This is a genomic window from Natrinema altunense, assembly GCF_000731985.1.
Taxonomy (GTDB): Archaea; Halobacteriota; Halobacteria; order Halobacteriales; family Natrialbaceae; genus Natrinema; species Natrinema altunense.
On sequence record NZ_JNCS01000002.1, the window covers coordinates 221262 to 236087 of the forward strand.

Genomic DNA, 14826 nt, shown 5'->3' on the forward strand with positions numbered 1-14826 from the left:
GACTAAAACTGGTTCCGTAAAGACGAACCGGCGCGAGCCGCGGTCGGCGTTCCGACCGGCGTGTCCCGGCCGCTCAGTCCACGACGGTGACTGTGGTCGTCGCCTCGCAGTCCGTCTCCCGTGCCTGCAACGTCGCGATCGCAGTGTACTCGCCCGCGTCGGGATCGGACCACTCCGCCTCGTAGGTCGTCGCTTCGCCGGGATCGAGTTCGTCCGAACTGAGCACCTGCGCGAACATGCGCCCGTCGCTGAATCGCCAGACCTCGCTTCCGTCGTCGACGAGCACAAACTCCGCCTTACAGCCGTCCGTAAACGCGAGTTCGACGGGCTCGTCGCCCGTATTGGTGACAGTGAACACGAACAGTACAGCGTCTCTGGACCCGTCCGCCGTCGTCTCGAGTGCACCCTCGAGGGTCATGAACGGGGGGTTCGGTCCCGCGGCGCATAGGTCTTCTCCGTGGTCCGCGCTCGATCGCGTCGGGGAGCAGGTCGCCGGCCCCGTCGCCACCGGCCGGGGGTCGTCGATCGAACCACTCGCCCCCGGATTCTCCCGCGAGCCGCGTCCCGCGGTATCGTTTCCACGCAGCCCGCGACCGTTTCGATCCGCTCGCTCGGTCCCGGGTTCGCTCTCGGGGGTCTGCCCTCGAGTCGAACGTGGCCGGTGTGATCGGTCTCGGCGTCGACCAGCGATGGGAACCACAGCCCTGAGGCCGAAACACGAACGGAGTCGGTCCGTCCCGAGAGCGCTACGTCTATCTGGGCCTGGCACCAACTCGAGCCCGTGCAACTGGTCGGTTACGAACCGAGCGGACGGGGATCGGCGCTGCTGCTCAGCGACGGCAGCGGCGACGTCGAACGCCGTCCGCTCGCGGCCGGCGACGACCTCGCGTACGCGCTCGGTGACCGCCACTGTGCCGGTACCGTCGCCGACGGCGACCACGTCTCCTGTGACCGGCCGTCGGCACCCTACTGCGACTACCACACGAACACGTGGGTCTGTGCGCGCTGTACCGGGACCTGCCTGAAAGACGAGATGGACTGTTACGAGGAACACGCGGTCTATATCGCGGCCTTCGCCCCGGACACGTTCAAGGTCGGTGTCACGAAACGCCGCCGACTCGAGACCCGCCTGCGCGAGCAGGGAGCCGACCGCGCGGCTCACGTTCACACCGTCTCGAACGGGCGGGTCGCCCGCGAACTCGAGGCCGACATCGCGACCCGGCTCGTCGACCGCGTTCGAACCGGGCCGAAGGTCGCCGCGCTCGCGGCCGCGGTCGACGAAACCGCCTGGGCGGCTACGCTCCGAAAGTTCGACGTGATCGACCGGTTCGAGTTCGACTACGGGGTGTCCCTCGAGACCCGCCCGGTCCGCGAGACGATCGCTTCGGGAACCGTCGTCGGCGTCAAAGGCCGACTGCTGGTCCTCGCGAACGGTGGGACGACCTACGCCGTCGACATGCGCGACCTGGTCGGCTACGACCTCGAGACGGGGGGGTCGGATCGGAGCCTCCAGTCGTCGCTCGGCTCCTTCGGCTAACGCTCGCTCGGCGGTACACTCGGAGCACCGTTTCGGCGACTCGACGGCCGTGAGCGGTCCGATCAGTCGGGGACGTACTCGAGTTTCGTATCCCCCGTCGGACCCCAGTTCGTTCGGCGCTCCGCCTCGACGTCGTACTCGATACGGTAGGGCGTTTCTCGTCGCCAGTTACTTCCCGAAAGGTGCTCGCGGACCCGCTGCGTGGCAACGTGGTAGCCGTCGCCGCGGTGCAAATACGCGTACTCGAGGTCGATGACGTCCAGGTGTGCGTGGAGCGCCGCTCGATCCGCGTCGAGTTCCCAGACGTGGACGTGCGTCCACGCGTCGCCCAGTCGCGGCCGGCGAACCGAACGGTCCGGAGCGACGAGTTGACCGCCGTCGCTGTCCCACGCTGCGGTCGGCGCGTCCGGGAAGACGCGGGTCCAGCGCGGGTTCTCGAGGCCGGCCAGTTCGGCGTCGATCGCGGCGAGCGCCCGTTGCTCGCCCGGGGCGGTGACGTGCATATTGATCGGCATCGTGACGCCCCAGCCGCCGTCACCGTCCGGCTGGTAGACACAGTACGGATACTCGCGTTCACGCTCCGCTTCGGGGCCGGGCGGCGACCCCGTTCTCGCGGCCACAGATTCTCCCGGTCGCTCCGGCCCGGCGATGTCGGTTCCGATCGGGTTGGCTTCGCGATCGTGGTCGCATCGTCTCTCGAGGCCCCCACCAATCGGGAGGTGATGGGAACGATCGTCGTCCATACGCCAGCTACCGGTTCGTCTCGGGTCGGTTTTGTGCAGGCATTGCTCGCTGGGCGACCGCGGCGTCGGGACGCCGGTCGGTGCGGACATTCGAAACATGGCAACCCTTTTCCCTCACGCAACGGAATCCGATGGTATGACGGACGAAAACGACTCCCCTGACGGAGACGCAGGCGAGGACAGCGAGGAGAAATCCTTCCGCGAACGCGTCGAGGAGATCCGCGAGAAGCGAGCCGAGGAAGGCGACGGTGAGGGCGAGCCACCCGAGAGTCCGTTCGGCGGCGGTGGCGGTCCCGGCGGCCCCGGTGGCATGGGCGGCAACCCGTTCGCGCAGATGATGGGCGGTATGATGGGCGGTGGCGGCCCCGGTGCCGGTCCCGGCGGGCCAGGTGCCGGCGGCCCGGGCGCTGGCGGTCAGGACGAGAGCAACGAGGAACTCGTCCGCGAGGTCCGACAGATGCGCGACGAACTCCGCGACCAGACCCGCGCACTGAAGCGCATCGCGGACGCACTCGAGGAGTAACGGCCGTTCGTCTCGTTTTTGTCTCCACGCCGAGCCGATCAGCCGCGGCGCAGCCGTTCCGACTCGCACGCAGTGCTCGGGTCGGTTACTGTCTGACCCGAAGCCGGCCGTGATCGTCGTATCGGAAGCCGGCGGCTTCGAACGCCGCCTTCGCCGCGTCGACGTCGACCTCGCCCTCCGAACCCAGAAACGGCGTTTCGGGATCGTTGCCACGCCACTCGAGGCTCTCGGGGACCCAGTCGTCGGTGACCGGGGTCGCGATGGGACGGGCGTGCCCGTGGAACACCTCGTCGACGAGCCACTCTTTGTCGACTAACTGCGCGAGTAGCCGCCGGAACCGGTAGTTGCTAAACGGCGCGTCGCGAGTGTTGAATCCGAGACAGTAGAACGTCCACGACGACGCGTCACGCATCGACACTCCGGTAGGGGTCTCGACGCCGTCGATGTCGGCCGCGCCGAGCGGGAGACTCGTCGCGTCGGCGTCGCCGTTCGCGACGACCTGTGCCGCCGTGTCGCCGCTCGGATGGATGTCGATACGACACTCGTCGACGGTCGGTGCCGGGAGATCGACCCCCGGGCGACGCGTGAAGTGATCGTCGAACCGCTCGAGGATCAGCTGGGCTCCCTCGGTCCGCTCGCCGAACTGGAAGGGGCCGCTCCCGATCGGCGGGATGTTGTTCGTGGCGACGGCCTCCGTCGTCCCCTGGGCGACGCTGGGGCCGCCGGGCCCCACGACGTCGACCGCCCGGTCGCGCCAGTGGTGGGCCGGGAGTATCGGCACGAGAAGCGCACGCGCACCGACCGCCGGCGACGTTTCGACCTCGAGTTCGACGCGGTGGTCGGTGCGACTCTCGACCGATTCGACGGCGTCGACCTGGCCCCGGTATCGGGGTGCTGGCGAGGGCGTATCGTGGTTGCCAAGCGAGGTATCTTGGAGGAACCGATACGTGAACTCGACGTCGTCGGCGGTCACCGGCGTGCCGTCGTGGAACTCGCAACCGTCCCGGAGGGTAACGTCGACGGCCCGACCGTCCCACTCCCACGATTCGGCGAGCCAGGGCTCGACAGGGCCGTCACCGTTCTTGGTCGCCAGCGAGTCGTACAGCAAATCCGTGATCGTTCCACGACCACGGTAGTCGGTCGCGATCGGATTACAGTTCTCCGTGAGCCTGCCGTCGAGATGGGCGAGTCGAAGCGTATCGACGCCCGCGGCCGGCTCGAGGCCGAGATAGCCGTGGCGCGTCGCGAGGTGACCCTCGTCCCAGCCGTCGAACCGGTCCGTCCTGACGATCCGATGCTCCTCGGGGACACAGAGCGGGACGAACGGCTGCTCGGTCGCGATCGCCTCGAGCATCGCCGTGACCGCCTTGCGGCGCGCGTCACCCTCAGCGGTTCGCTGCGCCACGAGGTGGTCGTCGATGGTTCGGTCGGTGAAGCCGAACGGGTTCTGCCACCCCGATTCGTCGATGTACCGCGAGTACAACGCCTCGTAAAGGAAGTCGGGGTCGGTCCCGCCCGGATGGTGGCCGATACAGATCTCGAACTCGTGGTCGTACAGTACCGCTCGGCGGAACTCGATGTCCGAGCGCAGGTCGAGGGACACGTCGACCCCGACGGCCGTGAGGGTTTCCTCGAGATGCCGCGCGATGCGGATGGCCTGTCTGTCCGCGTCCGCGGGGACCGTCGTGATCGTCACGGAGAGCTGTTGGATGTCGTCCGTTCTGACGATGTTCCGGACCTGTCGAAGACAGCCGCTGCTCGAGACCGTCAGTCCCGCGGTCGCCGCCAACATGGCTCGCCGACCGAGGGACTTGCTGTCACCGCCGCGGCGCTCTCGATTCGGGGCGGTCCGTCTCCTGTTCATTTCGTTCGTCTATCATAGTTGGCGAGCCACGTTATAACAGTATTGTGCTCTTCCACCAGCACGCGACCGCCGTAATCGCGGTACCGGACGCGGTCGGAGCCGCGCCGTGGCTCTCGGCGCACGTTCACCGCCCGGACGTGTGACTCGCAGTTACTCGCTTCATTCCTGCCACGGTATCCGGTCCTCGAACTGCTCGAGGCGATCACCGAGGAGTTCCGATACCGACCAGCGACCGACGAGCCGGTCGGAGAGGACGACACAGAGCGCTGCAAGCAGCATTCCGGCGACGACGTCGATCCCCCAGTGGATGCCGAGGAACATCGTCGAAATCGCGACGCTGGCCGCCAGCGCGACCGCGACGGGGAACCACTTCGGAAACGTCGAGCGCGTTATCGCCGCGAACGTGGCGACGGTCGCCGAGAGCGACGTGTGAAGCGACGGGAAGACGTTGGTGTTACTGTTGACCTCGCGGGTGAGGTACTGAACCTGTGGCTTGTTCTCGAACAGCATCGTTTCCGCCACTTCGTGCGGCATCACGTTTCGAGGGCCGTACGCGATGACGAAGATGTAGAGGACGAGTCCGATCACGTAGTTGAGCGCGTACGCCGTTAACAGCCGGCGGAACATCCGCGTATCCGGCAGCGTGAAGTACGCCAGAACCGGGAAGACGATCAGGAAGACGTAGCCGTACACGTAGATCGACGAGAAGTACGCCGTCGTCTCCGGTGTTGCGATCGACTGGAAGAGCAGGATGAACTCCCCCTCGATGTTGTAAAAGCTCGCGGTGAGGTGAAACCCGATCTCCCGCGAGAGACGCGGTGCACGCTGTCTGGCGAAGCGGTTGATCAGCAAGACGACGAGTAAGACCGCGATCGTCGGTGCTGCCGTTTTGAGGCGAGTCCGCCACTCCGATCGCGTCCGCACGAGGCGCTCACGGCCGACGAAGAGAGCGAGCGAGATCGGGAGGAGAATCCCGACTACGACGACGAGCTGAATCAGCACCTCGGCGAGCATCGCTCCTAATAGCCCCCAAGCAGTCGCCCGTTATCATCGTATCGGAACCCAGCTCGTTCGAAGGCCACTTTCGCGGCTTCGACGTTGAGATCGCCGTCAGCGCCGGCAAACGGTGTCACTGGATCGTCGCCGTCCCACTGGAGTCGCTCCGGAACCCACTCGTCGCTGACGGGCGTCGCTACGGGCGTTGCGTTCCCGTAGAACACGTCCGTTACGATCCCTTCCTTGTCGATCAGTTGCGTAATCGCCCTGCGAACGTGTGGGTTGCTGAAGGGTGCGTTCCGGACGTTGAACCCGAGGTGATAGAACGTACGCGATGGGGATCGGAGTCGCTCGAGATCCGACGAGTCCGGGACCCTCGGCAACGAATGCGGACTGAGCATCGTCGCCGTGACGTCCGCGCCGCCGTCTTCGATGCGGGTAATCGACGAGTTGCTCGACGGATCGACGGAGAACCGCACCTCGTCGACCGTCGGCTCGGGGAGGTCGACGCCGTCCCGAAGCGTGAAGTGGTCCTCGAAGCGTGTGAGGACGAGCGACTCGTCCTCGGATCGACTCTCGAACTCGAATGGGCCGCTCCCGATCGGTGGGATGTTGTCGCCCGAGACGACGGCCCACCGTCCCTGTGGTGCGGTGAAATCGCCGCCCGTGGCGTGCTGATCGATCAACTCGAGCCAGACGTGTCTGGGCAAGACCGGTACGGTAAACGCCCGCTCGATGGCCTCTCGACCGCCCGACGCGGTGATCGTGACCTCGTAGTCCCCGTCGATGCTCACGGTTTCGATTACGTCTGCCCGGCCCCGATACCGCGGTGCCGGCGACCGAACCGGTGCTCGTCCCCACGACGTATCGTTGAGGAACTTATACGTGAAGGCGACGTCCGCGGCGGTCACGGGTTCCCCGTCGTGGAAGTGACACCCCTCTCGGAGCGTGACCGTGACCGTTCGCGTCGCTTCTCCGTCCGCCATCTCGGAGTCCGACTCCGCCGTCGTCTCCGCGATGTCCCACGACTCGGCGAGCCACGGTTGGACGTCGCCCCCGTGTTCGGTCCCCAGGGAGTCATAGAGCAGGTCGATGGTCGTCCCGCGGTTCCGGAACGTCGCCGAAAGCGGGTTGAGGTTCCGGGTGATCCGACTGTCGGTGACGAGCGCGTGCAATCGGTCGACGCCCGCGGCCGGCTCGAGACCGAGATAGCCGTGGCGCGTTGCGAGGTGGCCCTCGTCCCAGCCGTCGAACCGATTCGCTCGGGCGACGCGGTGCTCTTCGGGGATACAGATCGGGTCGAAGGGCTTCGCCCGTGCCAATCCCGTCAGGACGGCCTCGACGTGTCGCTTGCGCTCGTCGCCGTCGGTTCGACGCTGGTGCTCGAGATGCGTATCGAAGGCCATATTGGTGAACCCAAAGGGGTTCTGCCAGCCGGCCTCGTTTGCGTACGTGGAGTGGAGGGCTTCGTAGAGGAAGTCGGGATCGTAGTCGGCAGGATGACGGCCGACGTAGCAATCGAAATCGTGCTCGATCAGGACGGCTTCCAGCAGTTCGGACTGCGATCGCATGTCGAGCGAGACATCGATACCGACCTTCTCGAGGTTCGCCTCGAGCCGACGGGCGATACGGACGTTTTGCCGATCCGCGTCCGCCGGGACCGTCGTGATCGACAGCGAGAACTGCTCGTCACCGCCCTGATCGACGACGCTCTGGACGCGGTCGATACAGCCGCTCGTCGCGAGGGTCGCGCCGGTTACGCCGGCGGCCAGAAACGACCGTCTGCTCACGCCGTCGTCGGGCGGGGAGGGATTCCAATTCATACTGTTATGTAACACCCAATCTCATCTGATATATAACAATATTGCGTACTCCATCGAACACGAGGCCGAGTAAAGAATCTTTTCAATCAACAGCACAGTCGCCACGGCTGTGGGAAGCGTGCGATTCGCTCGCGGGCCGTCGGCGAAGGCCCGCGCTCTCATCCCGTCGTCGGAGCGCAACATCAATAGGCCGACCGACGAAAAGGCGGGTATGGATATCGCCGCCGAACGGATCGAGCGCCTGCACAGCCTGGCTCGAGCGGCGGCGGCGGACGGCGCGGACGACCGGGCTCGATACTACGTTCGGCTCGCTCGGCGGGTCGCGGAGCGAAACCGGCTGACGCTGCCGCGGGCGTTTCGCCAGTTCACCTGTGACCGGTGTGATACGTACCTTCGCCCGGGGAAGAACGCCCGTGTGAGGGTCCGGGACGGCCACGTCGTGATCACCTGCGACTGCGGTGCACACGCCCGGTATCCCTACGAGGGGTGATCGCCGTTCCACGCTCCAGGTCGGGCCCGACCGCCCGGTTCTCCGATCGCTACCGAATCGAGAAGATTGAAGCGCCTCGGTTCGTTACTCGAGGCCATGGATACACAGGAACTCAAGCAGCGAGCACACGATCTCGACGTGACCGTCTGGGTCGGTAAGAGCGGCGTCGACGCCGTCGTCGACGAGCTCGACGATCAACTCTCGAATCGCGACCTCGTGAAGGTCAAATTCCTCCGCGCCGCCCGTGCGGGGAGTTCGACCGAGGAGAAGGCGGCCGATCTCGCCGACCGCGTGACCGCCGAATTGATCGAGACGCGCGGTCACACGGCAGTCCTCCATCGATGAGCGGCTGGGTCGAACTGCTTCCACAGGCCCTCGGACCGATCGGTCGCGGCCTCGCCGGGTTCGGGTTCACCGCCGCGCAGGCCGCCGCCGCGGAGAGCGCGATCAAGTTCGTCATCGCGCTCGTCGTGATCTGGCTCGTCGGCCGAATCGTCCTCCTGCCGCTCGTTCGCCGAGCGCTCGACCGACGTGAGATCGACGAGCACGCCCAGAACCCGCTGTTGATGCTGACGCGGTTCGGCATCGGCTTCGGTGCCGTCGCGGTCGCCTTCGGGTTCGCCGACTACGGGAACTTCCTCGTCTCGATGGCCGGCATCGCGGCGGCCGGGGCGCTCGCCATCGGGCTCGCGATGCAGGACGTGATCTCGAATTTCGTCGCCGGCGTATTCATCTACACCGACAAGCCGTTCCGTATCGGCGACTGGATCGAGTGGGACGACGGCACCTACTCGGGTACCGTCGAAGACATCAGTCTTCGCGTGACCCGCGTCAGAACGTTTGACAACGAACTGCTGACCGTTCCCAACTCGGCGCTTACCGATGGGGTCCTCAAAAATCCGGTCGACGCCGACAAGCTCCGGCTGAAGTTCGTCTTCGGGATCGGCTACGACGACGATATCGAACGGGCGACCGAAATCATCGTCGAGGAAGCCAAGCGCCACCCCGACATCATGGACGACCCTGCACCGTCGGTGCGACTGACGGAACTCGGCAACTCCGACGTGGGCCTCCAGTCGCGGTTCTGGATCGTGAACCCGTCCCGCGCCGACTTCGTCCGGACGCGAGGCGAGTACGTTACCGCGGTCAAACAGCGCTTCGACGAGGAGGGGATCGACATCCCCTACCCCGTCCGCACGCTCGAGGGCGGACTCAACCTCGAGAGCGGCCAAAGCGTCGTACAGCCGGCCGAATAACGGGACTCGCAGGGACTGCCGGGTCGGTTCGTCGACGGCGGTCGAAGTGTCGATCGTTGCGTTTGTCGGCGGGTCGAACGCGAACGGGTCCGACGAATGCACCGAGAACGGCAGTCGACCCCCGAAATGTCACTGGGGTATTAGCTCCGGACCGTAATAGTAACAGCACCTCCGCCGACTTTTGTGCTACGATTCGAAGCTCGGGACGCTCGATCTCCGGCCGGGAGCACGGCTCGAACGACGGTGAGAGCAGTGCGAGCCGGAGGCGGGCAGGCTACTGCCCGTCCTCAGCCGCGAGCGACTGGAGAGCGAGCGGGCCGTCGACTGCGGTGAGTGAGGACTGGAAGGACGACCGAACGGCAGGAGGCGTGTTTGAACCGTTACCGAGCGAGCACGGCGCGCAGCGCCGCCGCTCGCCAGAGTGAAATGCCGTATGAATGCGGACGACCGCGGTTGCCCGGCGTTCCGGCCGGGGGAATCTCGGTTGCCTTCTCCACCCCGCGACCCGTCGAGCGACAGGTGTCCGGCGGTCCACTGCTCGCTTCCGCGCCTGATGGGCTGTCGCCGACTAACCACGATGGGTCGTCCCTGCGGACGGCCATCGTAGACCGCTGTCCCCGACGGACGAGGCTTCTCTGTTGGCTCCCGAGGCCCCGGTCGGTCTGACCGGACGCCCGCGGTGTTCGGTCCCCGCTAATGACCATAGCGCGGGTAACGAGCAGGGCCAAACTGCCCGACCTAGTCCATTCCGTAGTAGACGACTGATACTTAAGGGCCTTTCGCATTTTCAGTCGCCGGATACTGATCGAAATCCACCCGACGGATATCCGACCAACGAGGCCGGAGTCGTAATGCCAAAACTACAACCGATAAATATGTCTACTATCTACGGCCACCCAGCCCTCCCGATTTGCGCCAGTTTCACATCGGCGCAAATTCCTCCACTCCTTGGCCGTCGGTACGCTCCTGACACTGCAAGGCTGTCTCAGACCGCTCCTCGAGAGTCAGGAAGAGACGGATCCCGAGACGTACATCGATATTATGAACCTCGAAGGGGCGCCACTGCAAGCCGATCTCGTCGTCCGAGACGAGTCCGACGAGCGATTACACGACGCCACCCTCGAGATTGACGCGCGAAACCATGGCAAAACGGAGTCGTTTTCGGGCCAGGCGCGTACCGTCGAGTACACGATCGAAGAAACGCGACGCGACGCCGTCACGACCGAGACCGTCGACCTCCCGCCGGATCCGGGGAAGTTGCTGACCGACGACTACGAACAGAAGAAAATTCTCTTTCACTATACGTCACAGAGCGGTCTCGAGTACGTCCCCATCGAAACCGAGACTGACGCGTCCTGAAGTTCCTCGCTCGGGGCTCTCCAACGAGGTTGAAGGACGACCGGAAACGGCGACTCCGGTGAGGAATTCTCGAGCGCTTGCTCGAAGTGGTCGGCGGCGATCTCCTCGTCGTCGACCGTCTTGGGGAAGGAACCGGCGGTGGTCGGTCTTCTTGCGCCCGTGGTTCTCGTCGGTCTGTTCGGCGGTGACGTTCAGCACGCCGTCGTCCCACGCCACCTCGATCACCTCGGTCTCGAAGCCCCGCATGTCGATCGTGAGGACGAACTCGTCGTCCTTCTCGTATAGTTCGTAGTCGCTCCCGCCGGTGTCTCCGAATCGCTGGGACGGGATGTCGAGGCCTTGCATCCAGGTGCTGGGTGGGCTCGCTCGCACCATCGCTGATCACCTCGAGCATGATCGATGCTTGTTAACAGCCCACAATAAATTTGACTAATCATGTGGAATCTTAACTATTGCCATGGGCCTTGACGGGACGATCGCGGCTCGGCCGCGTTCTCGAGGGCGGTGGAGGAAAAGGCCCATTAGTACGTCGACACATCGTCTACCCATGGGACTCGGCAGCACTGCGAAGAAGATTCAGACCCTTTCGGATCGGGCCGAAGCGATGTACAAGCAGGTGAAGAAACTCCAGCAGCGGATCACCGGACTGGAAGAGGAGATGGACGAAACTCACACCACGGTCACGCGCATGGACCACCAGCTCACCGAGCAACGCGCGCTCTTGCTCGCGATCGCCGACGAGCAGGGTCTCGACGGCGAGCAGATTTTGGCCGACGCAGCGATCGACGAAGCCGAACGCGACGGGACGACGGAGGCCGACGACGGACCTGCGGCCGCCGAAGACGGGGCGACCGACGCCACGGCCGAATAGCGATCACACCGCGTCGAGCGCCGTCCGACCCCGGTTGCGTCCCCGAATTTCCCGCTGCGAAAAGCCTAACAACGCGGGCAACTTTTGCCGAATCGATGACGACCCACGACGAGCCGGTGGACTCGGTGCTCGAGACGATCGGCCGAACTCCGCTCGTTCGGCTCCAGGACGGACCCACGGACGTACCGATCTACGCGAAACTCGAGTCGTTCAATCCCGGAGCGAGCATCAAAGACCGGATCGGACAGTACATGCTCGAACGGATGCTCGAGCGCGGCGATGTCTCGCCGGGCGGGACGATTATCGAGCCGACGGCCGGCAACACGGGTATCGGGCTGGCGGTCGCGGCCGGACAACTGGGACTGGACGCGATTTTCGTCGTTCCCGAGCGGTTCAGTCTGGAGAAACAGCAGTTGATGTCGGCACTCGGCGGCGAGGTCATCAACACCCCCACCGAAGACGGGATGGATCGCGCGATCGAGCGCGCACACGAACTCGCGTCGGAACTCGATAACGCGGCCGTTCCCCAGCAGTTCTCGAATCCGCTGAACACCGAGGCACACTACGAACTGACGGCTCCCGAAATCTTCGACGCGCTGGACGGCGAGGTGGGAGCGGTCGTCGCCGGCTGTGGGACCGCTGGTACCCTCATGGGGATCGCCCGCTACGCCCTCGAACAGGACCCCGAGACCCACGTCGTCGCCGTCGAGCCCGAGGGGTCCGTCTACGGCGAACTCATCGGTGAAGGCCGCGACGAGGGCGAGTACAAGACCGAAGGGATCGGCACGCACGATACCGATACCAACGAGCTGTTCGATCCGGAACTGGTCGACGACATCGATGCCATCCCGGATCAGGACGCCCACGACGAACTCAAACGCCTCGCTCGCGAGGAGGGCCATCTCGTCGCCTCGAGCGCTGGTGCCGCGAGCGTGGCCGCGAAACGAGTCGCCCGCCGGATCGACGATGGTGACCTCGACGTCCCCCACGAGACGGTCGTCACGCTGTTCCCGGACTCGAGCGAACGCTACCTCTCGAAGGGCATCTATCGCTCGTTCGAGGAGTGGTCGTCGTAGAGCCGTCGACCGTCGAACACCCGTCTAGGCGACGAGCCGCCGGTGTTGGACCTTCATACACCGGTCCTGGACGACGTCCCGATCCTCGGACTCCGCGCGGGCCGCCGCCTCGTCGTCGCGAATCCCCTGCTGGGTCCAAATGACCGCCACGTCATCGCGCTCGAGGGCCGCGTCGACGATCCCGCTGACTTCCTCGCTGGGCCGGAAGATACAGACCACGTCGATCGCCGCTTCGACATCGGCCAGCGAGTCGTACACCTCGCGGCCGAAAATCTCGTCCGCGTAGGGGTTGACCGGGATCACGTCGTAGCCGTGATCGAGCAGGTACTTCGGCACGTCGTGGGCCGCTTTCCCGGGCGTACTCGAACAGCCGACGACGGCGATCGTTTCGTACTCGAGAATTTCCGCTATCTCCGCCGTGGATTCGACTGGCATACGTGAGCGTACGGGATCAAGGTGCTAAACGTCTCGGGGTACGGGACGGACCCGCGTGGCCGCGGACCGCCGTCTCAAGCCTTACGTCGACAGCCCGGCCGTCCGGATCGCGGGCTCTTCGCCGTCGGCCGTCTCCTCGAGTTCGATGACGGCGTCGAAAAGCTGTTTGAGCGTGTTCATCGTCTGATCGTCGTGAGACGTCGAGTCGATGACGTAGATACCGAGCGCATCGGCGCTCTGAATCCGGCCGGTAAACACGTGGAGGAACCGGAAAACGGTCTGGAGATCGGAGTACATCAGCAGCGTCGAGACGGAGTGGAGGAGGACGCGGTTTTCGGTGTGACCGCGGGTCTCGTAGAACTCCTGCAGGAACTCCGAGAGCTTGATCCCGATTCCGGTCATGTCGACGGGCGAGGAGGCGTACTTGATCCGCGGATCGTCGTCCGTCGTTCCGATGCCGCGCTGTTTCGTGACGCAGTCGACGATCCCGATATCCGGTTCGACGCCCTCGGCGACGTGGTCGTCGAAACTTCCGAGAACCTTGTCGGCGCTGTCCTTCGTAGTGACGACGATCGATCCGTCACCGCGGTTTGCGCCGCTCCCGAGGATATCGAACGCGATCCGTCGTTTCCCCGTCAGTGGCGGGCCCGCAACGAGTACGTTTGTCCCCGGCTCGAGTTCGGCGTCCGGAAGGACATCTGCGAGGTCATACATACGGGATACTCACATCGCCGTGGCGACGAGCTGGTACCACAGCCCACTCCGAAAGCCGGCGCGTTGTATGGAAATACGCAAAGCGGTTTATAGTACTTTTGATTATAAAACACACTGAGCACGTGTGTGGACGGGTCGAACCCGTCTTTCGTCGGCACTGTCATTTTTTCACGTTACACCGTTAGCGAAACGTCGAGGGCGGCACGGCCGACAATAAACGCCAGCGAGGCGAGGAACATCCCGTACTTGAGACGCGATTGCCCGACGGTCGGGTCCTCGAAGCTCTCGTAGGCCGCGGCGAGCATGACGGCATCGGCCGGCACGACGACCAATAGGTAGGCGATGCCGAACTCCCCGCGGAGGAACGGGACCGGACTCGCGACGACCGCGAGGACGAGGAGAACGGCGGCGACGACGAGCGCGCGGCGTTCACCGATCGCGATCGGGAGCGTGTTCAACCCCTCCTCGCGGTCCCCCTCGATGTCCTCGACGTCTTTGATGATCTCCCGGGTCAGCGTCGCCGTCCCCGCGAGCACGAAGAGGACGACCGCCGGGCCGATTTCGCCGACCGCCGCAGCCCCGAAGAGAAACGTGCTTCCGACCAGATAGGCCACGAGCGCGTTTCCGAGACCGGGCAGCCCCTTGAAGACCTCGGTGTACGCGATCAGCGCGAGGAGATTGATGGCCGCGATGGCGATCGCCCGCACCGGTAGCGTGAGCGCAAGCGCGACCGCCCCGGCAAAGAGGACGACGCTAAAGACGAGCGCACCGCGCGGACTTACCGCACCGCGGGGAATCGCCCGCTCGGGCTGGTTGATCCGATCGATCTCCCGATCGAAGTAGTCGTTGATCGCGTTTCCCGCACCGACCGCCAACCCCGTGGCGGCGACCGCCGCGACGACCGCCACCGGCTCCTCGCCCACCCCGCCCGCAACGAAGGCCCCGATAAACGTCAACACGCTCGCCGCGATCACGTTCACCGGCCGCATCAACTCGAGCATCCCGCGACCCGTCTCGCCGACAGTCATACGCGGGACTGGTCATGCGTGGTGGTTAAACGGTCCGGTCCGCCGTCGTGGGTTTTGGACGGTCACCGCTCACACGGTGTTCGAGAACGATCGAACGGCGACGAAAACACG

General features: G+C 65.0%; 17 protein-coding genes and 1 other RNA gene. 8 read left to right on the plus strand and 10 right to left on the minus strand.

Going from position 1 to position 14826, the window contains the following annotated elements; translation table 11 throughout:
• Nucleotides 1-73: 73 nt before the first annotated feature.
• Entirely contained in the window at nt 74-418 is a 345-nt protein-coding gene (locus tag ALTAJ2_RS05320) for a BsuPI-related putative proteinase inhibitor (RefSeq protein ID WP_007108205.1), read from the minus strand.
• 363 nt (nt 419-781) lie between these two features.
• On the opposite strand from ALTAJ2_RS05320, the gene ALTAJ2_RS05325 reads away from it, so the two are divergent.
• Nucleotides 782-1537, plus strand: coding sequence for a DUF2797 domain-containing protein (locus tag ALTAJ2_RS05325; RefSeq protein ID WP_007108206.1), 756 nt, complete (start codon nt 782-784; stop codon nt 1535-1537).
• Between the two features lie 62 nt (nt 1538-1599).
• Here ALTAJ2_RS05325 and ALTAJ2_RS05330 read toward each other — a convergent pair whose 3' ends face one another.
• Nucleotides 1600-2157 (minus strand): hypothetical protein, encoded by a 558-nt coding sequence (locus ALTAJ2_RS05330; RefSeq protein ID WP_239647698.1) that lies wholly within the window; start codon nt 2155-2157, stop codon nt 1600-1602.
• Between the two features lie 259 nt (nt 2158-2416).
• On the opposite strand from ALTAJ2_RS05330, the gene ALTAJ2_RS05335 reads away from it, so the two are divergent.
• A complete protein-coding gene (locus ALTAJ2_RS05335; RefSeq protein ID WP_007108208.1) occupies nt 2417-2803 on the plus strand; it encodes a hypothetical protein in 387 nt (128 codons plus the stop codon).
• 85 nt (nt 2804-2888) lie between these two features.
• On the opposite strand, the gene ALTAJ2_RS05340 is transcribed toward ALTAJ2_RS05335, so the two are convergent.
• From ALTAJ2_RS05340 to ALTAJ2_RS05350, 3 genes are all read right to left on the minus strand, one after another.
• On the minus strand, nt 2889-4595 hold the full coding sequence (locus ALTAJ2_RS05340) for an ABC transporter substrate-binding protein (RefSeq protein ID WP_007108209.1): 1707 nt from the start codon (nt 4593-4595) through the stop codon (nt 2889-2891).
• 231 nt (nt 4596-4826) lie between these two features.
• Entirely contained in the window at nt 4827-5681 is an 855-nt protein-coding gene (locus tag ALTAJ2_RS05345; RefSeq protein WP_007108210.1) for a phosphatase PAP2 family protein, read from the minus strand.
• A 5-nt stretch (nt 5682-5686) separates the two neighbouring features.
• Nucleotides 5687-7486: an ABC transporter substrate-binding protein gene (locus ALTAJ2_RS05350; RefSeq protein ID WP_239647699.1), complete on the minus strand. Its 1800-nt coding sequence runs from the start codon at nt 7484-7486 to the stop codon at nt 5687-5689.
• Between the two features lie 211 nt (nt 7487-7697).
• Here ALTAJ2_RS05350 and ALTAJ2_RS05355 point away from each other — a divergent pair, with 211 nt between their 5' ends.
• From ALTAJ2_RS05355 to ALTAJ2_RS05365, 3 genes are all read left to right on the plus strand, one after another.
• On the plus strand, nt 7698-7976 hold the full coding sequence (locus ALTAJ2_RS05355; RefSeq protein WP_007108212.1) for a ribonuclease P protein component 4: 279 nt from the start codon (nt 7698-7700) through the stop codon (nt 7974-7976).
• A 96-nt stretch (nt 7977-8072) separates the two neighbouring features.
• Nucleotides 8073-8321, plus strand: a complete 249-nt coding sequence (locus ALTAJ2_RS05360; RefSeq protein ID WP_007108213.1) for a YhbY family RNA-binding protein — start codon at nt 8073-8075, stop codon at nt 8319-8321.
• Nucleotides 8318-9232, plus strand: coding sequence for a mechanosensitive ion channel family protein (locus ALTAJ2_RS05365; RefSeq protein WP_007108214.1), 915 nt, complete (start codon nt 8318-8320; stop codon nt 9230-9232). The genes ALTAJ2_RS05360 and ALTAJ2_RS05365 overlap by 4 nt, the downstream gene beginning before the upstream one ends.
• Nucleotides 9233-9667: 435 nt before the next feature.
• On the opposite strand, the gene ffs is transcribed toward ALTAJ2_RS05365, so the two are convergent.
• Nucleotides 9668-9981, minus strand: an RNA gene (ffs, locus tag ALTAJ2_RS18505) — signal recognition particle sRNA.
• A 199-nt stretch (nt 9982-10180) separates the two neighbouring features.
• Here ffs and ALTAJ2_RS05370 point away from each other — a divergent pair.
• Entirely contained in the window at nt 10181-10591 is a 411-nt protein-coding gene (locus ALTAJ2_RS05370) for a hypothetical protein (protein WP_007108215.1), read from the plus strand.
• Here ALTAJ2_RS05370 and ALTAJ2_RS05375 read toward each other — a convergent pair.
• The gene (locus tag ALTAJ2_RS05375) at nt 10538-10966 is read right to left on the minus strand and encodes an Hsp20/alpha crystallin family protein (RefSeq protein ID WP_239647700.1); all 429 of its coding nucleotides are present in this window, start codon (nt 10964-10966) and stop codon (nt 10538-10540) included. The two genes, ALTAJ2_RS05370 and ALTAJ2_RS05375, sit on opposite strands and share 54 nt — an antisense overlap.
• Before the next feature lie 172 nt (nt 10967-11138).
• On the opposite strand from ALTAJ2_RS05375, the gene ALTAJ2_RS05380 reads away from it, so the two are divergent.
• Both ALTAJ2_RS05380 and ALTAJ2_RS05385 read left to right on the plus strand, forming a co-directional pair.
• Complete coding sequence (locus tag ALTAJ2_RS05380) at nt 11139-11462, plus strand: DUF5798 family protein (protein ID WP_007108216.1); 324 nt, start codon at nt 11139-11141, stop codon at nt 11460-11462.
• 95 nt (nt 11463-11557) lie between these two features.
• Nucleotides 11558-12538 (plus strand): PLP-dependent cysteine synthase family protein, encoded by a 981-nt coding sequence (locus tag ALTAJ2_RS05385; RefSeq protein WP_007108217.1) that lies wholly within the window; start codon nt 11558-11560, stop codon nt 12536-12538.
• A 24-nt stretch (nt 12539-12562) separates the two neighbouring features.
• Here ALTAJ2_RS05385 and ALTAJ2_RS05390 read toward each other — a convergent pair whose 3' ends face one another.
• The 3 genes from ALTAJ2_RS05390 to ALTAJ2_RS05400 form a co-directional block, all read right to left on the minus strand.
• Nucleotides 12563-12973 (minus strand): CoA-binding protein, encoded by a 411-nt coding sequence (locus tag ALTAJ2_RS05390; RefSeq protein WP_007108218.1) that lies wholly within the window; start codon nt 12971-12973, stop codon nt 12563-12565.
• Between the two features lie 81 nt (nt 12974-13054).
• On the minus strand, nt 13055-13687 hold the full coding sequence (locus ALTAJ2_RS05395) for an RAD55 family ATPase (RefSeq protein ID WP_007108219.1): 633 nt from the start codon (nt 13685-13687) through the stop codon (nt 13055-13057).
• 173 nt (nt 13688-13860) lie between these two features.
• Entirely contained in the window at nt 13861-14715 is an 855-nt protein-coding gene (locus ALTAJ2_RS05400; RefSeq protein WP_007108220.1) for a geranylgeranylglycerol-phosphate geranylgeranyltransferase, read from the minus strand.
• Nucleotides 14716-14826 lie beyond the last annotated feature (111 nt).